This window comes from Pseudoalteromonas sp. TAE79, assembly GCF_000498015.1.
In the GTDB taxonomy this organism is placed as follows: Bacteria; Pseudomonadota; Gammaproteobacteria; order Enterobacterales; family Alteromonadaceae; genus Pseudoalteromonas.
In genome coordinates this window covers 19,303-39,282 of sequence record NZ_AUTL01000248.1, presented here as the reverse complement: position 1 = coordinate 39,282, position 19,980 = coordinate 19,303, and the positions used below count along the sequence as shown (strand labels likewise).

Below are 19,980 nucleotides of genomic sequence, written 5' to 3'. Positions count from 1 at the left end.
TCAGTCCCTTTTTTAATTACTAAAATTCACTTTTTGGAGTAGATAAGCTCAATATTGACGATTTTACTTCGATTTAACGTTATTTTATAGCGTTGATAAAGTGTTCTATCTTCCTCAGTTAGCACAAGCACCATGTTAAGTTGGTAGCGCCGTTCAACCGCCTGTTTAGATATTTTATTACTGTCTAAATGATATAACTTCCCTTCACCACGTTTTAAATAACGCGCAAATGGCGCAAGACTAAATTGTAGCGTTTGCTGAAGTGTATCGTACCCAGGTAAAAATTCTTTCGCGCTTACCCGTGTCTCACTTGCAAAGTGTAACCACTGCGCAGCTTGTTTATTTTGTTGACGACGTTTTGAAAATATAGATTTTACTTCTTTAGGGATTTTTTTAAAGCGTGTGTATTCAAGCCAAATTAGCTGACTCGCTATTTTGTCTTTAGTAATACTATTTTTAAAACTAAATCTCCACTTAGGTCGCCCTTGTACAATAGCTCGCCAAATCATACGCGTAATATCTTCTTTAAATATTTCACGTAGCCCGTAAATAACCCCTAAAATTAAAATAAGCGTCGCGGTGACTTCAGTAAACGTTGAGCGGGCATTAAGTATAACAACCATCACGAATGCCATGATAACTGCCGTTACAGTACCCTTAACTAATCGCTTAAGGTAGCTATTAAGAAACCGTGTTTGGCGCTGTAATATAACGCCATGCTCAATCAAGCGTTGCAGCAAGCGCATTTTATTTGTTATTCGATTAGCGTCTTGCATTGTGGTTTCAGAATTATAGTTTTTGTCAGCCCGGTACGCATTTTCGTTTTTACAAAACTGCATTAAATCGTTACGCTCTTTTGCATAATCGCTACTACGTGGGCCTTCATCTAAAAGCTTTAAAAATGATTGCTCAACATGCCAACTTAAATAGTTATCAGCATTGGTAAAAAATGGCAGTAGTTTTTCATCATCTGGCGTATAGCGACGCAGCTTTTTTAGAAGTCCTTCACTTTGTTCATATACTTCGTTAGCGCGTTTATAAAAGTCTTCTGCTTCATCAATTTTTAACGCGTCTTTAATATCGGCATCAAGGGCTAAACGTACTTGGTAACAAAATAAATTAAGGTTTTGACGATAATCTTGCTGCTCACCTTTGTTTTTACTCACAAAACGGCTTCGTACTAAAGGCAAGTGTATATTGTTAGCGTTATACGCTAAGTGTGATTTAAAGTGGTTATTAAAGTAAGATTCTTCGGTAAGTGTTTGCGGATTAATCCCCATTTCATTAGGGATAGAAAAATACAGATCTATGCGCTGTTCAGAACGAGGAGTTAGTTCTGGTTCAATGACAAAAGATAAGTTTTCATCTTGTTTTAACAATCAGTTCTCCTTCTAAAATATCGTTTTAGTGTACTTGTCTCCTTTATTTTGTTCAATAAAAAAGGCTCAGTAAATACTGAGCCTTAATAAGATTAATGTGCTAGTTATAGTTTAATATTAATACCAGCAAATAAACGACGACCTAATGTGTCATAAGTGTACGGGTCAGTATTCGAATCGTTGTTACCTGAGTAGTATGGTGGCTCTTTATCAAACATGTTATTAACGCCTGCAGAAACAGTTAACACATCATTGATCATGTAAGAAGCGCTAATATCGTGATATACGATAGACGGTGTTGTAGGAGCTAAACACGTGTCATCGCCGATACATGCAAAGCTATCCATTCCAGCAATATAACGAGCTTCATATGTAGCATCCCAGTTGTCGCCTTTAACATTTAAGTTAAAGTTAGATTTAATATCTGCATAACCGCCAGCACCACCAGTGATAAAGCCTGAGTAATCAACTACTGCACCGGTATCAACAACATACTCATCTAAATAAGTTGTATCTAAGCCTGTTTTCCAGCTTAAACCTAATGCTTCAAATGCATAAGTAAGGTTTAAATCAACACCAGATGTTTTCTCAGAACCAATGTTACGTAATTGGTTATTAAAAACAATACGGCCGTCAGCTTGGAATACTGCAGAAGTACTTGTACAAATTGCATTAGTGCTGCTATTTGCGTTACCAATACATTGATCAACCACATATTGATTGTTGTAAGTAGAAATAGCATTTTCAATTTCAATGTCGTAGTAATCTAGCGTCATTGAGAAACCATCAAACCACTCTGGCTCGTAAACAACACCCACTGTAAGCGTATCTGCTTCTTCTGGAGTTAAATTACTGTTACCACCAACGGTAACTTCAGCTTGGCTGTCTGCACCAGGGTAGCTAACTTGCTCGTATGATGGCGCGTTACCAGAATAAAGCTCATCAACTGTTGGGGCACGGAATGCTGTAGAACGAACACCACGCAGCATTAACTCGTCATTTACGCGCCAAGTTAAACCTAGTTTCCACGTTTCGTCTGAACCAAATGTACTATAATCAAATGCACGAACAGCTGCACTTAGCTCAACTGAATCAGCAAAAGGTGCATCAGCAAGTAATGGGATTGCAAATTCAACGTAAGCTTCATTTACATCAAAACCACCGCTAGTAGCATCAACGCGAGGATCGTTACCTAAACCCTGCGCTGCAATTGAATCTGGTGTGTACCATGCTTTTTCTTGGCGGCGCTCAACACCTGCTGCAAACGCAGCGTAGCCAGCTGGCATTTCAAACATTTCGCCTGAAAGTGATGCAGCTAAAATAAATAATTGGCTACCACCTGAGTTTTGCTCTGTGTAAATGTAGTCTTGAACATTAGATAAGGCCCAATCAGCCTCATCTAATGGGTTAAATGTTCCCGCTGTAATTGCTGTATTTATTGCAGAAACATTATGAAGGTTACTTAGTTTATCTACTGAATCATTGCGACCAAAGTTAGCAGAAAAATCCCAAGAGTAATCACTTATTACACCCTCTGCACCAACAACAATACGGACTGTATCTACTGTTTGAGATAAACCACGAGCACCACTTTCTGTCATACGACGACGATAACTAATTTCATCACCGTAAGCATAGTTAGTTGGTGTTGTAACATAATTACCATCAGCATCTTCTACAAACGCACCATCAACAACCTGACGTTGATCATACGTTTGACTTAATAAGCTATTACCCATGCTTTCATTATAGTTAAAACCAAAGTTAATTGGTTGTGGAGCTAATTGTTGCTCTGACCAGCGTTTAGTGTAAGTAAACTCACTAAAAAGACTAGTATCATCGCTTAACTCATAAGTACCCATACCAGTAAGATTCAAACGTTCCATTGGCGTGTATAAGTAGCTTTGTTCTGCATAATTGTAAGCATCAGCTTCATCAGTGAAACGATGTAAACTACCACCACGGTTACTTAAACCGCTGTCGTTTGCTACACCTTGTTGCTCAACTTCGCCATCACTGTTAGTAATACCCGTAGTGTTTACGTTATAAATATGGCCGCCTTCACTAAATGATGAACCACCGCAGAAAAGGCCGTTTTCACCTTCAAATAAAGGACAATCTGAAAAGCCACGATCACCTTGGCTAGCTTCTCCACGATTAGTATATTGAGCACCAAAAACAATATTACCTTTATCGAATGAAGTACCCACTGTAAAGTCGATCGACGTTTCTGATGCATCATGCTTTGATGTCATTGCAGAATTAACGTTTAAATCTAAACCTTCAAAATCATTTTTTAGAATGATGTTCACAACACCAGCAACAGCATCCGTACCATAAACAGCAGATGCACCATCTTTAAGTACTTCTATCTGTTTAATCATAGATACCGGGATAGTGTTTAAATCAACTGTAGAAGCTGCACCAGTACCTGAGTTAATCATACGGCGGCCGTTTACAAGTACTAAAGTACGTTGTGAACCTAAACCACGAAGGTCGATTGATGCATTACCACCAGAGCCGTTATTTACGCCCGGATTAGTCATAGCGCCACCAGTAGCAGTCATTTGCTGAAGCACGCTATCAACTGACGTAGCACCTGAAGCTCTGATTTCATCTGCGCCAATAAGTGTAACTGGGCTAGCGGTTTCCATGTCAGAACGCTTAATGCGAGAACCCGTCACTTGAATTTTTTCGATTGACTTTACTGCTTCGTCAGCCGCTAAAGCTTGCACACTTGAGAACATTGGAAACGCTGCGATTACAGCTAAACCAAGAGTTGATTTTTTCATGAAAGAACCCTACTTGTTGGAAATTTACCTTTATTGGTAATGCTCACTTTTTATTAGAATAGTGAGTCAGGTGGGCAACTTAGGCGCCTTTAACTGAACGAAAACTTAACGACGGCTCAATTTATATCAAGAAATAAAATAGAATAACTATAGTAGGTACATAGGTTACATTATGTTTCATTGTTAATTAATAAATACATTTTAAAAACAATGCCTTGAAAAAACAATGAAACATTAGAAACACACCTGAAACCAAAGTGATTCACTTTGTAATCAAATGTAATTAACTGAGCTATGTACCAAAAACAGACAAATTAACAACTTAATCACAGCACATTATTAAAACCGCAAAACTAAATATTAATTAATAACCATATTTATGCATACTTGGCGCTTAAATAGTCTTATTTAGCCATTTTAGAAGGTTTTTTGATTAGATTTTTTATTCATTCACAATTAAAATTGAACTTTTTGAGAGCACTTATTCACCATTGAAGTTTTATCGGTATAAAAACCTAAAAAGGCAATTTTATTGATCTTGTCACTCAAATAATCGTATGTATAAGAAAGCGAACTCACATCAAAAATGCAAAGCTGTATACAATAGTTTGTAGCCGCAACTTTAATAAGTTACGTAAAAAGAATAATTGAGAGTTTGTACTACAGAAGTGGCATTATCTTTAACGGTTAGCTCTAAATTCCAAAGCATATTTTGCTCAGAACAAATGCCAACCATGGTATTGCTTTGCCACAGGCCATTATGTTTTTTAAATTGCTGAGGAATGTAACCCATATACATAGTAATGCCTTTAAGCTTGGCATCTTCAATTGTAAGGTTTGTTGGTAAATCACTAAAAATAGTAAATGGAGTTTCGGGAGAAAGGGTTTTCTCGCTTAACCATACTTTAACATCATTTGAAAAAGCACAAGGCAAATTGGCTGTGCATGTGGCATTTTCTAGAAACTTTTCATCTGTATTTTTGGAGAAATCACATGCTGTTAATAAAAAAAATACCGCCGTGAATAAACTTAATCTATATATAAGCATAACAATTTCGCACTAAAGAAAAGCAAATACTAATAATCGCGACTGCAAATAACAAGTGCGAGTGTTACTATTAAGCCAAATTAGGCACAAACTGTATCAAAAAATAAACAACAAGCTCACAAACATTGATTGATGTCATAATTTTACGTAATTGACCTATCTTTTTTAGGCCAAAAAATTTATCATTTCACCTGCAAAAAATAAGGGTTTCTCAAGTTTTTTTTCTGAAGCTTTCATGTATTGAAAGTTTTAGATAACACGCTTGAGAAAATAGTAGGCCCCACTTTTAAAGGTGGGTAATTCATTTCTAAACGCATTTATTGCAGCGGAAGCCAGAAAATGAGCCAAACAGTAGCATCACAAACTGAGTATAACTATAAGGTTGTACGCCAATTCGCTATTATGACAGTGATTTGGGGCATCGTTGGCATGAGTATTGGGGTTCTGATTGCTGCCCAATTAGCTTGGCCAGCACTTAACTTTGATACACCATGGTTAACTTACTCTCGACTACGTCCGTTACACACGAACGCAGTAATTTTCGCATTTGGTACCAGTGCACTTTTTGCGACGTCTTATTACGTCGTACAACGTACTTGTCAAACGCGTCTTTTCTCAGACAAACTCGCCGCCTTTTCTTTTTGGGGCTGGCAGCTAGTTATTGTATTAGCAGTAATTACATTACCACTTGGTATTACTAGCTCAAAAGAATACGCAGAACTTGAATGGCCTATCGATATTTTAATCGCTGTGGTTTGGATTGTTTACGCTATTGTATTCTTTGGTACTTTAATCAAGCGTAAAGTGTCGCACATTTATGTTGCTAACTGGTTCTATGCTGGCTTTATTATCACTGTTGCAGTGCTTCATATTGTAAACAGCATGGCAGTGCCTGTGTCGTTAACTAAATCATACTCAATCTACGCAGGTGCGGTAGATGCTATGGTTCAGTGGTGGTACGGTCACAACGCTGTAGGTTTCCTATTAACTGCTGGTTTCTTGGGTATGATGTATTACTTTGTACCAAAACAAGCAGGTCGCCCAGTTTACTCATACCGTTTATCGGTAGTTCACTTTTGGGCATTAATTTCATTATACATCTGGGCAGGTCCTCACCACCTTCACTACACTGCGCTTCCTGATTGGACGCAAAGTTTAGGTATGGTTATGTCTATTATCCTATTCGTACCGTCTTGGGGTGGTATGATTAACGGTATTATGACCCTATCAGGCGCATGGCATAAACTACGTACTGATCCAGTACTACGCTTCTTAGTTGTTTCATTGTCTTTCTACGGTATGTCTACGTTTGAAGGTCCTATGATGGCAATTAAATCTGTAAATGCGTTATCTCACTACACAGATTGGACAATCGGCCACGTACACTCAGGTGCACTAGGTTGGGTTGCTATGATTTCAATTGGTGCTATTTACCACTTAATTCCTGCGCTATTCGCGCAAGGTCGTATGTATAGCGTTAAATTGGTTAATACCCACTTCTGGTTACACACTGTAGGCGTTGTTTTATACATTGTTGCAATGTGGATTTCAGGTGTAATGCAAGGTCTAATGTGGCGTGCAGTGAATGCTGACGGTACATTAATGTACAGCTTTGTGCAGTCTTTAGAAGCGTCGCATCCCTTCTATATCATGCGCTTTGTAGGCGGTGTATTCATCGTAACGGGTATGTTAGTTATGGCTTATAACGTTTACCGCACTATTTCAGCTGAGAAAGAATCTCTGAAACTAGACGCGCAAGCACAATTAGCATAACGGAGTGAGATGATGAGCAAGAAAAATTCACAAAACAAACATGAAATAGTAGAAAAGAACGTTGGCCTTATGGCTATTCTGACTGTTTTTGCTATTAGCTTCGGCGCGTTAGTTGAGATCACTCCGCTAATGTTTCAAGACGATACAACTAAACCAGTAGAGGGTTTACGCCCTCTTAACGCTTTAGAAATGGAAGGCCGCGACCTTTACGTGCGTGAAGGTTGTTCTAACTGTCACTCACAAATGATTCGTCCTTTTCGTGATGAAGTTGAGCGTTATGGTCACTACTCTGTAGCAGGCGAATCAGTATGGGATCATCCGTTTTTATGGGGTTCTAAACGTACTGGTCCTGACTTGGCTCGTGTTGGTAAGCGCTACTCGGATGATTGGCATTATGCTCACTTAGTTGATCCACGTGCTGTGGTTCCTGAGTCAAACATGCCAGGCTTTCCTTGGTTAGCAGAGAATACGGTTGATACAAGCCTTACTCTGAAAAAACTACAACTTTTCCGTGATACTTTTGCTATTAACCCAGAAAACCCAAAACATCCGGGTTTAGGTTATGGCGATGATGCAGAGCTTCAAGCAGATGTTGATAAAGTTAATGCTATGAATGATGGCAAAGGCGCAACAGAAATCCAAGCTCTCATCGCGTATTTACAGCAACTTGGTACCCACTTGAAGTAAAAAATTATGGATTACGGAACATACAGAGGCATTTTGACTCTGGTAATTTTAGTATTGTTTATTGTGATTGTTGCATGGGCATATAGCAAGCGAAGCAAAACTCGTTTTGACAGCGCTGCTAATGCCATTTTTGAAGATGAAAAAAAACATGACAACACGCTCTCTAACGAGGAAAAGGAGTCTGAAAAATGACTAGCTTTTGGAGTATTTGGGTTATTGTATTAACCCTTGCATGCTTATGCATCATCTTTGGCCTATTAGTTTGGAACTTAAAAAACTATGCTGGCGTAAAAGAAGGTGAAAGCTGTGGACATGAATTTGACGGCATTGAAGAGCTAAATAATCCACTACCAAAATGGTGGACCTACATGTTTTTCGCAACTTTCATTTGGTCAGTATATTACCTTGCAGCTTACCCAGGTTTAGGCAACTGGGAAGGTTTAGGTAAATGGACTAGTTCTAATCAAGGTATTACGTCTTTAGCTGAATCTAAAAAAGCAGTTGCAGAGGCAAAAGCGGATGGTCGCTTTGTAAAACTTGATAAAGAGTACGAAGCTGCAGAAGAGCGCTTTGGTCCTATTTTTAATAAACTTGCACAAGTACCCGTTTTAGATTTAGTTAACTCTAAATTTGAAGGTGATGCTGCACAGCAAATAGCACTTGATAATGGTAATAAACATGAGCAAACAGATGGCCAAGTAGCCATTGAAATTGGTCAGCGTTTATTTTCACAAAACTGTGCGCAATGTCATGGCTCTGATGCACGTGGTGGTGCTGGCTTCCCTAACCTAACTGATAAAGATTGGTTATATGGCGGAACACCTGACAAAATTAAAGAAACACTTCTTTATGGTCGTATTGCAGCAATGCCAGCTTGGGGTCCTGCTCTTGGCGAACAAGGCGTTAAAGAAATGACAGCACATGTGCTGAGCCTTTCTGGTCGTACTGTTAACCAAAAAGACGCAGACGCAGGTGCCGCTAAGTTTGCTATGTGCGCCGCATGTCATGGTGCTGATGGTAAAGGGTCAGTTGCACATAACTTACCATTTGGCGCGCCTAACCTGACTGATAACATTTGGTTATATGGTGGTTCTCAACGTGCTGTTGAAGAAACGCTTAACCACGGCCGTGCCGGTGTAATGCCTGCATGGAAAGACATTTTAGGTGAAGATAAGATTCACTTATTAACTGCCTATGTTTACAGTTTATCGCAAGATAAATAAGCACGCGGTTAATAAAATGTTTATAAATTAATTTATTTAATTCAATAGATTAATCCAGATCAAAAAAGCCTCCACTGTGAGGCTTTTTTTTAGTCTTTTACGTATAATTCCTATAAAATAAACCTCCCTAAACTAATTTAGAGCAACTATGCAACCTACTCCGTGGTATAAAAATTTTTGGCCTTGGTTTTTAATCTTTTTTCCGTTAGTTGCCATTATTGGCTGTATTAGCTTATTTATTACGGCAATAGGTAACGGTCCAGATATGGTTGTTGACGACTACTACAAAAAAGGTAAAGCAATAAACTTAGAACTGACTAAGTTTGAAAAAGCAAAAGCACTTTATCTACATGGCGAATTAAATGTAACAAACGAGCGTGTAAGCTTTAGATTTTCTAAAGGCGACTTTAGTAATGTACATGCGTTGAAGCTATCTTTTTATCACCGCACCATTAAAGCACATGACTTTGCAGTTACGCTTACGCCTAATGCTAATCAAGAATTTACTGCATTACTTAACGAGTATACGCAAGGTGCCTACTCTGTCTTTATTGAGCCAATAGATGGCAGTTGGAAAATGAAAGAAAATATAACGTTACCAACTGAACAAACCGTTTTAGTTACTCCTAATTATAAGTAGTAATAACTATGTCTAACTCTTGCTTTCATTGCCTTGAAAGTGTGCCAAACGGATTTAGCGCAAACGTTATAATTGACGATAAAGCTCAGCCAATGTGTTGCATTGGCTGCCAAGCTGTTGCGCAAAATATTGTTGATCAAGGTATGACCGATTATTATAAATACCGAACGGTTCGTGCTGGAAAGGTCGAACAGCTGGTACCTGAGCAACTCGCATTTATAAAAAGTTATGACAACGAAGACATTCAAGACGAATTTATAGCCACTAACGATAATATCTCAGAGGTATTATTAAGCGTTGAAGGTATAACCTGCGCCGCTTGTGCATGGCTTATCGAAAAACAACTCTTAAATTTAACCTCAGTTAAGCGTGTTGATGTAAATACATCTACCAACCGCGCGATGATTCAATGGGATAAAACCAGCACCCCATTAAGTGAAGTTATTACTTCCTTAGCTAAAATTGGTTATAAAGCCTACCCATTTCAATCAGATATTGAAGCTCAGCAAAAGCAACAAACTGCAAAAGCCTATATTCGCCGTTTAGGTGTTGCTGGTTTAATGACCATGCAAGTAATGATGTTTGCATTTGCCATGTACTTTGGCATGTTTTCAGGCATGGACAGTAACTTTGAGCAGTATTTTAGATGGATCAGCTTAGTACTTGCCTCCCCTGTTGTTTTATATAGCGCACTGCCCTTTTTAACCAATGCTATAAATGGCTTGAAAGCAAAACAGCTCAATATGGATTTACCCGTATCACTGGCTATTTTTGGCGCATTTGGCGCAAGTTGTTACGCCACATTTATGCAAGTCGGCGAAGTGTATTTTGAATCTGTGTGTATGTTCACCTTTTTACTGTTATTAGGTAAATACCTTGAATTTAGAGCGCGTTTAAAAGCCAGTGAGTTTACTGCCAACTTACAAAAACTATTGCCATTAACAGCCCGCACCATTAACGAAAGTGGCGAAGAGCTTATAATTGCAGCCAAAAAACTAAAACTTAATGACGTAGTACTTATTAAAGCGGGTGAAACGATTCCTGNGATGGCGAACTAATTAAAGGTAAAACCACCGTTGATGAGTCAATGATGACGGGGGAGCATCAACCTGTAACTAAATTTATTGGTCACAATGTTTATGCCGGTTGCGTTAACCACGACGGCGTTATTGAAATAAAAATTAATAAAATTGGCCAAAATACACTTTTAAATCAAATAATACGCCTGCAACATAACGCATTAACCAAGCGCCCTAAACTAGTTGAAATTACTGATAAAGTCGCACAGTGGTTCATAGCTTGTTTGCTTGTATTTGCTTCACTTACAGCGATCGGCTGGTACCAAATTGATCCTGAGCACGCATTTTGGATCACCATTTCGGTTTTAGTTGCTACCTGCCCGTGTGCGCTGAGTTTAGCTATACCCACCGCGCTTACATGCGCAGTGGCAACACTTACTCGAAAAGGCGTATTAATAAAACAAGCACATGTGCTCGAAACACTCTCACAAATCACTTTATTTGCATTTGATAAAACAGGCACACTTACGCAAGGTAAATTTAGCCTTGATGAAGTAGATATAATCGATAAAAAATATACAAAAACGCAAGTGCTAGATATGGCAGCCATGCTAGAGCGTTATTCTGAGCATCCTATTGCCAGCGCTTTTGATGAAATCACGCCCGTTCATAACACTCTTGATAACGTTGAAGTACATCCAGGGCTAGGAATTAGCGCACAAGATACAACTCATCATTACGCAATTGGTAAAAGTGGCTGGTTTGATAGCAAAAAATCGAATGCACAAGCAAGCTTATATATAAATAAACAAGTTGTTGCACGTTTTTACTTTGTTGATAAAGTAAAAAACGATGCGAAAAAGCTTATAGAGTCTCTTCAATCGCAAAACTTAACGTGTCATATGTTAACCGGTGACGCGTCAGATGCAGGGCAAAAAGTAGCTAAACAGCTTAAACTTGAAAGCGTACAATCAGGATGTTCCCCACAGGATAAACAAACCGCAGTTGAGCAATGGTCTTCACAAAGCGAAGTGGTTGCTATGGTCGGTGATGGCATAAACGACAGCCCAGTATTTGCCAGTGCGCATTTATCAATTGCTATGGAAACCGGTGCTGACATATCAAAAAATAGTGCTGATGTAGTGCTTCTTAATAGCGATTTAGCCTCCATTGGTCATTTACTTAATGTTGCCAAACAAACCAGACGTATTATTAAACAAAATCTTGCGCTGTCTTTATTGTATAATGCTTCCATATTACCATTGGCAGCGCTGGGCTTAGTAGCCCCATGGATGGCTGTTATTGGCATGTCTGCCAGCTCAATTATTGTGATTAGTAATTCACTAAGGCTATTAAAGTTATGAGCATAATTTACATTTTGATCCCTATTGCCATTTTATTTGTCATTATTGCTATTGGCGTATTTTTTTGGGCCGTAAAAAGTGAGCAGTTTTCAGATTTAAACAAGCAAGGTCATAGTATTTTGTTTGAAGACGACAAAGAGCAACATAATAAAAGTAATGATTGACCCTCTTTATACCAGCGCATTTTTAATGGGCCTAATCGGTAGCGGTCATTGCATTGCTATGTGTGGCGGTATTGCAAGCTCATTACAACTGGCTAGTGACAAACGCAAAACATTTACCTATTCATTTGCCTATAATGTTGGACGTGCCTTGAGCTACATGGCAGCAGGCGCACTTGTTGCAGGAATTAGTAGTCAATTTGCAAGGCAAAATACGTCCTTTTCTTTAGCCCTTTCATTCATTGCTGCTATTTTTATGCTCCTCGTTGGCGTGTATATAATGCGCTTGGGCCCTACTTTGCAGTGGTTAGAAAGAATTGGCAAAACCTTGGTGTGGCAACACATTGTTAAACTAAATAAATATTTAATGCCTATCAACTCTCCTTTTAAAGCCCTAGGTTACGGTGCTTTGTGGGGCTGGCTGCCTTGTGGTTTAGTATATTCAGCGCTTACATGGGCGATGACTAGTCCTAGTGCTTTAGATGGTGCTTTAGTTATGCTTTGCTTTGCTCTGGGTACTTTTCCCGCGATGATCACGTTAGGCGTTGCAGCGCAAAAACTAAATACTATTATTAACCATCCATGGACCCGAATTGTATTAGGCAGTGTTATAATTTGGTATGGTATCTACTTATTGATTATTGCAACCGACAAGTTGGTACATTAATCTACACAATGTCGTGAATAAAAATTTAAACGGATTAAATTATGGATTTCTCTCAAAGCCGTACTAAAGGTAATTGTGCTATTAGCTGTAATAACTGCAGTATCAGTCAATTGTGTTTGCCATTTTCACTTAATGGCCAAGAAATGGACAAGCTAGACGAAATTATTGAGCGAAAAAAACCTCTCCATAAAGGCGACTATCTATTTGAATCAGGTGCACCTTTACAGGCTATTTATGCGGTACGTTCAGGCTCATTTAAATCGTACACATTATCAGAGCGAGGTGATGAGCAAATTACTGGCTTTCATTTAGCTGGCGATCTAGTTGGTTTTGATGCGATAAATAAAATGACTCATCCAAGTTTCTCACAAGCACTTGAAACGTCAATGGTTTGCGAAATCCCATTCGATACTCTTGACGAACTATCAGGGAAATTACCTAAACTTCGCCAACAAATAATGCGCTTAATGAGTAGCGAAATTACTTACGATCAAGAAATGCTGTTACTACTCAATAAAAAATCAGCAGAAGAGCGCCTAGCTAGTTTTATTTATAACTTATCTGAGCGCTTTGGTGAGCGCGGTTTTTCGCGTAAGGAATTTAGATTTACGATGACTCGCGGTGAAATAGGCAACTATCTAGGCCTTACTGTAGAAACTATTAGTCGTTTATTAAGTCGTTTTCAAAAAGCAGACTTAATTAAAGTAGAAGGTAAATTTATTACAATTTTAGATAATGATGCCTTGGCAAAAACAGCGGCAATTGTTAAGCCTCGTCAAATTAAATAGTTTGATTTAGAACAACAATTTATATGCTACCCCTTTAACTGTTTTATATTTACGTTACACTAAATGTACACCCGTTATGTAAATGGAGTAGCATATGAACACTATTAAACGAATTATTGCGGTTATTGACCCTACCAAAGACGATCAACACGGCTTAGCACGTTCAATAGATTTAGCTAAAAAGTCTGGCGCAAGTATTACCGCTTTTATGACGGTTTACGACTTCTCTTACGAAATGACAACCATGCTATCAGGCGATGAGCGCGAAGCAATGCGTGACGCTGTACTAAAAGATCGTGAGCTATGGCTAAACGATTTAGTCTCTCCTTACAAAGATATAAATATTGAAACCCAAGTGGTTTGGCATAATCGCCCTTACGAAGCCATAATCGATACTGTAATTGATGAAAAGTACGATCTAGTAATTAAAGGCACACATCAACATGGTGCACTTAAATCCGTTATTTTTACCCCGACCGATTGGCACTTAGTACGCAAATGCCCAGCTCCGGTTTTATTTGTAAAAGAAATGGCGTGGCCTGCTCACGGTAATATTTTAGCTGCTGTAAATGCAGTTAGCGAAAATGAAGAGCATGTAGCACTTAATAAACGCGTTATTAAAGACGCACAATTTTTATGTGAACTTGCCAACGCAAAACTTAATTTAGTTAATGCTTATCCTGCAACGCCCATAAATATCGCAATCGAAATTCCTGAGTTTAACCCGGGGCTTTATAACGAATCAGTTAAAAAACATCATCATGAATCAACCAATGCACTTGCTGCAGAGTTTAATTTAAACCCAGAGCAATGTTTTATTGAAGAAGGCCTGCCAGAGGATGTAATCCCTGATGTAGCGAAGCGGTTAAATAGCGAATTAGTTGTTATTGGTACCGTTGGGCGTACCGGCTTAAGTGCTGCTCTTGTAGGTAACACAGCAGAGCATGTAATTGATAGCCTAGACTGTGATGTACTGGCACTCAAACCCGATGGTTACGTGAGCCCACTTGCAAAAAACTAGATTAACCAAAAGATTTTTAGCAAGTAACAGCTCATATACTACTTGCTAAAAATACCGTGTTTAAATTGCTTTTAATTACATCCTAAACTCGCATATTCAGGTGGTTTGGGTATAATACGCCCCTTTATTTTTAGCAAATAACTTTGCTGTATTGTTTTACTAGGGGGCGTAATTGTCACACTCAGATCAAGCTAAAGCTCAATTTAACTTAAATAAGCTGCAAAAGCGTTTACGTCGCCAAACTGGTCAAGCTGTTATGGACTTCAATATGATTGAAGAAGGCGACCGTATTATGGTGTGTTTATCAGGCGGCAAAGATAGCTACACCATGCTTGAAATGCTTCAACATTTAAAACGTGTAGCACCTATAAAGTTTGACCTAGTTGTTGTAAATCTTGATCAAAAACAACCGGATTTCCCTGAACATGTACTACCCCAGTACCTTGATAAACTAAATGTTGAGTACAAAATTGTAGAAGAAGATACCTACAGCATTGTTACCGATATTATCCCTGAAGGTAAAACAACGTGTTCACTTTGCTCACGCTTACGTCGTGGTATTTTATACCGCACAGCAAATGAGATAGGCGCTACTAAAATAGCCCTTGGGCATCACCGTGATGACATGATTGAAACCTTATTTTTGAACATGTTTTATGGCGGTAAACTAAAAAGTATGCCGGCTAAATTAATGAGTGATAATGGCGAGCACATGGTTATTCGCCCACTTGCATACTGCAAAGAAACCGATATAGCCCAATACGCATTTGCACAAGGCTACCCTATAATCCCTTGTAATCTTTGTGGCTCACAAGAAAACCTACAGCGTAAACATACAAAAGCAATGCTTGCAAAATGGGATGCGGAGCATCCTGGGCGTATCGAAAGTATTTTTACAGCAATGCAAAACATAGTGCCTTCACATTTAGCTGATGCTGACTTATTTGATTTTAAAAACTTACAAACAGGTGAAGTAATTGATGGTGGCGATATCGCCCTTGATAAACCTGACATACCTAAAGTACCAGTAAGTAGTGAAATTGATGAACAAGAAGTGCCAAGTGTAGTTACTATAAATCTTAGCTAACTTTTAGTTATAGTTAGCTAAGAGTAAAGGATTAAGGGTTTGTATTTATATACAAACCCTTTAATTTACCAATTTAATCTTAAGCTTTACTTTAACTCTCAGCTAAACCTTGTAAAAACTCTAAACTTAACTTTTCTTGTGCATTGGCCTGGTATGGCAACTGTTGCAAGCTATCGTACGAAAAATCGTTAATATCAAAGTGACTTATTTCACTATTCCCAAAGCTGTTACGCTCACCGGGGCTTGGGGACATTTTCTCAATTACAAAATCACTTAAACGCATATCTGTAATACCTTGTGGTAATACCGACCAGTGAGCTTTCAAATTAAGTGTTTGGCTTCCCTGTGCTAACCGCTCTTTAGATACTAAATGAGCAAGTGGTGTATCGCCACTGTATAAGTTAGCCCTAACACGATACAAACCGCTTTTTATCACTGTTAAATTAGCTGGCACGACCATGTTTTCATCTTGTGCATATGCAGTTTCAAAACCTGTTAAAGTCGCACTCGGCGCCATATATTGAATTTGTGCAACTACAGGGACTTTTTTACCAGCAACATCACCCTCTACAAACACTTGCAAACTACGAGGGTAATCATCCTCTCCTTTAAAGGTGATAGTTGCCTCACCTTCACGTGCATTACCTATATGAGTATTTAATACTTCTTTTGTATCTGTATTTGCAAGCTCAACGACTACTTTACCAAGTCCTTGAGCACTTACTCTTATTATTATTTCTTCTGGGTATACAAAACGATACTGCTTAATACTTAACGTTAAAGCATCACCACTTTCGTCAATAGGGCTCGACACAGGGTAAAACTGGTTTGGTTTTAATCGGTCTTCATCTAGTGGGCTTAATGGTTGAGAATAAGGAGGAAATTTGAGTGCGCTTTGGTATTGCATAAACACTTGCTGCGCCGCTTTTGTTAAGTCTTCATTAAACGCGACTTGCTTTTTTGATTGTGTTTTATTTTTTTTAGGTACATCTATGGGAATCACTTTTACAGGTGATAAATCAGCTGCGTTCGCACTGTGTTTAATCTGTGGTTTTATTGGCTCAGCAGCTTTATGAGCATCATTTTTACCAGTAAACCATAGCGAAAATAAAATAGTGCTAATAATTAAAGCAACGACATAAAATTTTTTCATTTTTATATTTCAATCTTTTATAAGGCGTATAGTTTTTAATACTAATCTGCTTATATATGGGGTCTATTTAACGTTAAGAAAATTACGCTAGAACTAGGCAAAAATTTTTGTATCTAGTTGTTCTAAATAAAAAATTTTTAACAACGTTATAGTGCAATTTAATTCGTTAAATTGATCAAAGATTTATGCAGATTGGTATAACTACACGCCTTCTATGTTATGGAATCACATTATAAATAAGTGCTGATGCACTTAAATTATTTGAATCCTTAATATAACGATATTGTTTTTTCCAAAACCAACTACCTGTAGTTTTATCAAACGTATTAAACCCTACGTTATTACCTTCAACATTTACGTTATTCATGGCTATTGTGACATTACCTTTACGCTGCGCGTTATGTATTTCGTTATGGCTATAACTGTCACTCATCATCATTGGATAATGATTTGGCATAAAGCTACTAACAGCATCACCTTGCGATTTTAAATGGCCATCTGTATCAATACTGCTGCTACAACTTCCAAACGAGCCAGCCGAACTTGCACCACATGAAGAGTGCGATGCTACAACCGAATCATCATTACCTTTTAAAAATCCACCTGTTAAACCTAAATACGCATTACCATCTGCCACAAAGCGTAATCTAGGTGTACGTGCATCAGGAAATGGCGATATTTTACGGGCATTATTCACTTTTAAATCGTGTAATACACCAACAGCTTCGGTTACATCGCTCCCTAGCCACCATTTGAGTGCTGCATCGACCGCAAAGTTCCATGATGCGCCAGTTAAAGCACTAACTGCTACATCAGCCAGCTCACTTCCACCGCCCGCGCCTGCTAAATCAAACGTCGCAACAATATTAAGCGGCTGTAAGCCTGCGTTTTCTAACCAGTTTTCTTGGTTATCAATAATATGGCGTGCAACTAAGTCGCCTGTTGAATGTGTTACAAATACACAGCCATCACTGCATAAATTAGAGCGTGAAATTTGCTTTAACTTTGGCCACACCCAATCGGTAGCAATTTTACCTTCAATTCGCTCATAAGCAGGCCAATCAATTCGCTCATCTGCACGATTATTCCAGTACGATTGCCAATATGTTTCACCGTCATTAATTACATCACTACCCGACTTATTGGTTATTTGCGAAGTTTGTAACCCGTGAATTAATATAATTTTGTAGTCTTTACTCGCTGCAGAAAAGCTCATTAACATAGCAAGTCCCGCAACGATTAGGTGGCTTGGCTTAATTAATTTGTGTGTGTATTTGTTGTTCATACAATTCCTTAATGTTGTGTACTTAATATTTTATTATCATTTAAGGTATTCATGTTGGTCTGCGTAAGCTTGTCAGCCTAAGCGCTCACTAGTATTAGGAACAACGAACAAAAATGCAACAACCTATTATCATTTAGGAAGGGTGGGAATTTATTTCATACTGATTAATGAGTTAACAAAGGTATAGTTGTTAAATATGAAATTATTAAATGAGTTTCAGGGGGATATTGAGGTATAATATTAAAACGAGCACCATTAAAAGTGCCCGCTATAGAATAAGGACAAAGCTAATCTAACCGTTGGCTTTAAGCTCACTGGTAAATTGCCCAATCGCATTTACAACTTCTTGCGCGCCTTGTTGGATCTCTTGCATCACTTCACCAGATTCTTTAGATAACGCCAAGCCTTGCTCTGCTTTTTCTTTACCTTTTTCTATTACAGCAACCGTATTTTGTGTTTGTGATTGATTACGTTGCACAACTTCTACAATTTCTTCTGTTGCTTTTGATGTACGCGATGCAAGCAGCCTAACTTCATCTGCAACAACGGCAAAGCCTCGACCTTGCTCGCCAGCTCTAGCCGCTTCAATTGCGGCATTTAATGCTAATAAATTTGTTTGTTCAGCAATGCTACTAATGCTTTGTACAATACTTGATATTTGCTGCGACTGCTGATCAAGCGCTGAAATCTCATTCGCAGCTTGCTCCATGTTAATAGCCAGCTCAGTCATTACTGCAACAGTGTCTTGTATAACGCTCGCGCCCTGTTCTGCTTTTTTATCCGTTTGGGTTGAGGTGCTATAAGCAATCTCGGCCGCTTGTGAGATTGCAATTTCTTGATTTACTTGTTCAGTAATAACTGTTGCAAACTTCATCACTTTATAAAGCTCATTTGCGTCATTTGAGATTGGGTTATATGACGCTTCTAACCAAACAATATTGCCGTGTTTATCTACGCGTTTAAAGCGCTCAGCAATAAATTGACCATCTCTTAATTTATCCCAAAATTGCAGGTATTCTTGGGAGTTGTACTCTGAAGCCTCACAAAATGTGCGATGGTGTTTTCCTATTAATTCACTTTCTTGATAACCCATTGCAGCTAAAAACTGTTCATTTGCTTTTAAAACATGGCCCTCTAAATCAAATTCAATTACCGCCATAGAGCGATATATAGCTTTAATAGTATCGCTTTGCTCGCGAGAAGCTGTAATTGTTTTTGTAAGTACACTCCCGAATATAGAAAAATAGAGCAACTGATCTTGCTCCCCTTTTACAGGATGTACTATTAAACGTAACCATTCAGCTTCACCATCACCGCGCGCAATTTGTAATGCACCGCCCCAATGTCCTTCTTTTTTTATAGCTTGCTGTAGGCTTTTAAATTCTGAAGATTGACGAGATGACTCAGTAATAAAATCATCAAAAGAGTTATTAGTAAGATCGTCTTCGTTGTAGCCTAAATTTTCTAAAAACCTATCATTGGCGTGCGAAATTCTGCCATCATAGAGAATGTTCAGTACTAACATCTCTCGGTAAAGCCCTTCCCACACTTGTTGTAACGGATAGAGTTCTGCTTTTAAAGAGGCTATTTCATTTTGCTTATTTTTAGAAAAAAACATTAATATCCTTACTAGGGCGTGTTGACCTTTGTGGATTGAAATTTGTTCAATCTAGGGGCGATTAAATCACGGCGCGAGGTTTGTAACCTAGTGGGCTCGATAACTGCTCCTGCGTTATTCTAATGGCTTACATCCATGTAAGAATAAGTAAAAACCGAGCAAAGCTTCCGCGTCCTGCTCACGCCCCTTACCTACATCCATGTACGTCCCTAGAAAGAATCCAAAGGGCAGCGTATGTTTGGTATTTATACTACGTTATCGCCTATTTATGGGGA

16 protein-coding genes and 1 pseudogene are annotated in these 19,980 nt (G+C 38.5%); 11 read left to right on the top strand and 6 right to left on the bottom strand.

Annotated features, from left to right (window positions below; translation table 11 throughout):
* Positions 1-26: 26 nt before the first annotated feature.
* The 3 genes from L655_RS0119760 to L655_RS0119750 all read right to left on the bottom strand — a co-directional run bounded on the left by L655_RS0119760 (position 27) and on the right by L655_RS0119750 (position 5,219).
* Positions 27-1,379 carry a hypothetical protein gene (locus L655_RS0119760; RefSeq protein WP_024599138.1) on the bottom strand — a complete coding sequence of 451 codons (1,353 nt, stop codon included), beginning with the start codon at positions 1,377-1,379 and terminating at the stop codon, positions 27-29.
* Positions 1,380-1,483: 104 nt separating this feature from the next.
* On the bottom strand, positions 1,484-4,171 hold the full coding sequence (locus tag L655_RS0119755; RefSeq protein WP_024606038.1) for a TonB-dependent receptor: 2,688 nt from the start codon (positions 4,169-4,171) through the stop codon (positions 1,484-1,486).
* A 622-nt stretch (positions 4,172-4,793) separates the two neighbouring features.
* Positions 4,794-5,219 carry a hypothetical protein gene (locus L655_RS0119750; protein ID WP_024606037.1) on the bottom strand — a complete coding sequence of 142 codons (426 nt, stop codon included), beginning with the start codon at positions 5,217-5,219 and terminating at the stop codon, positions 4,794-4,796.
* Positions 5,220-5,558: 339 nt separating this feature from the next.
* Here L655_RS0119750 and ccoN point away from each other — a divergent pair, with 339 nt between their 5' ends.
* From ccoN to ttcA, 11 genes and pseudogenes are all read left to right on the top strand, one after another.
* Complete coding sequence (ccoN, locus tag L655_RS0119745) at positions 5,559-6,992, top strand: cytochrome-c oxidase, cbb3-type subunit I (RefSeq protein ID WP_007585649.1); 1,434 nt, start codon at positions 5,559-5,561, stop codon at positions 6,990-6,992.
* Between the two features lie 12 nt (positions 6,993-7,004).
* Positions 7,005-7,679: a cytochrome-c oxidase, cbb3-type subunit II gene (ccoO, locus tag L655_RS0119740; protein ID WP_010554062.1), complete on the top strand. Its 675-nt coding sequence runs from the start codon at positions 7,005-7,007 to the stop codon at positions 7,677-7,679.
* Positions 7,680-7,685: 6 nt separating this feature from the next.
* Entirely contained in the window at positions 7,686-7,871 is a 186-nt protein-coding gene (locus L655_RS0119735; protein WP_010554061.1) for a cbb3-type cytochrome c oxidase subunit 3, read from the top strand.
* A complete protein-coding gene (gene ccoP / locus L655_RS0119730; protein ID WP_024606036.1) occupies positions 7,868-8,902 on the top strand; it encodes a cytochrome-c oxidase, cbb3-type subunit III in 1,035 nt (344 codons plus the stop codon). The genes L655_RS0119735 and ccoP overlap by 4 nt, the downstream gene beginning before the upstream one ends.
* 148 nt (positions 8,903-9,050) lie before the next feature.
* The gene (locus L655_RS0119725) at positions 9,051-9,542 is read left to right on the top strand and encodes a FixH family protein (protein ID WP_024606035.1); all 492 of its coding nucleotides are present in this window, start codon (positions 9,051-9,053) and stop codon (positions 9,540-9,542) included.
* An 8-nt stretch (positions 9,543-9,550) separates the two neighbouring features.
* A pseudogene (locus L655_RS01000000125940) lies at positions 9,551-11,925 on the top strand (heavy metal translocating P-type ATPase).
* Positions 11,922-12,089, top strand: a complete 168-nt coding sequence (gene ccoS, locus L655_RS0119715) for a cbb3-type cytochrome oxidase assembly protein CcoS (protein WP_002963071.1) — start codon at positions 11,922-11,924, stop codon at positions 12,087-12,089. Before L655_RS01000000125940 ends, ccoS begins: the two are co-directional and overlap by 4 nt.
* A complete protein-coding gene (locus L655_RS0119710) occupies positions 12,082-12,753 on the top strand; it encodes a sulfite exporter TauE/SafE family protein (protein WP_024596434.1) in 672 nt (223 codons plus the stop codon). Before ccoS ends, L655_RS0119710 begins: the two co-directional genes overlap by 8 nt.
* Before the next feature lie 41 nt (positions 12,754-12,794).
* Entirely contained in the window at positions 12,795-13,541 is a 747-nt protein-coding gene (locus tag L655_RS0119705; protein ID WP_024596435.1) for an FNR family transcription factor, read from the top strand.
* A 94-nt stretch (positions 13,542-13,635) separates the two neighbouring features.
* Positions 13,636-14,562, top strand: coding sequence for a universal stress protein UspE (uspE, locus tag L655_RS0119700; protein ID WP_024606034.1), 927 nt, complete (start codon positions 13,636-13,638; stop codon positions 14,560-14,562).
* Positions 14,563-14,734: 172 nt separating this feature from the next.
* Positions 14,735-15,649 (top strand): tRNA 2-thiocytidine(32) synthetase TtcA, encoded by a 915-nt coding sequence (ttcA, locus tag L655_RS0119695; protein WP_024606033.1) that lies wholly within the window; start codon positions 14,735-14,737, stop codon positions 15,647-15,649.
* Between the two features lie 91 nt (positions 15,650-15,740).
* Here the strand turns inward: ttcA and L655_RS0119690 are convergent, their stop codons facing one another.
* The 3 genes from L655_RS0119690 to L655_RS0119680 all read right to left on the bottom strand — a co-directional run bounded on the left by L655_RS0119690 (position 15,741) and on the right by L655_RS0119680 (position 19,705).
* Entirely contained in the window at positions 15,741-16,802 is a 1,062-nt protein-coding gene (locus L655_RS0119690) for a hypothetical protein (protein ID WP_024606032.1), read from the bottom strand.
* A gap of 217 nt (positions 16,803-17,019) precedes the next feature.
* Positions 17,020-18,087, bottom strand: a complete 1,068-nt coding sequence (locus L655_RS0119685; RefSeq protein ID WP_024606031.1) for a hypothetical protein — start codon at positions 18,085-18,087, stop codon at positions 17,020-17,022.
* A 292-nt stretch (positions 18,088-18,379) separates the two neighbouring features.
* Positions 18,380-19,705: a PAS domain-containing methyl-accepting chemotaxis protein gene (locus L655_RS0119680; protein WP_024606030.1), complete on the bottom strand. Its 1,326-nt coding sequence runs from the start codon at positions 19,703-19,705 to the stop codon at positions 18,380-18,382.
* Positions 19,706-19,980: the final 275 nt, after the last annotated feature.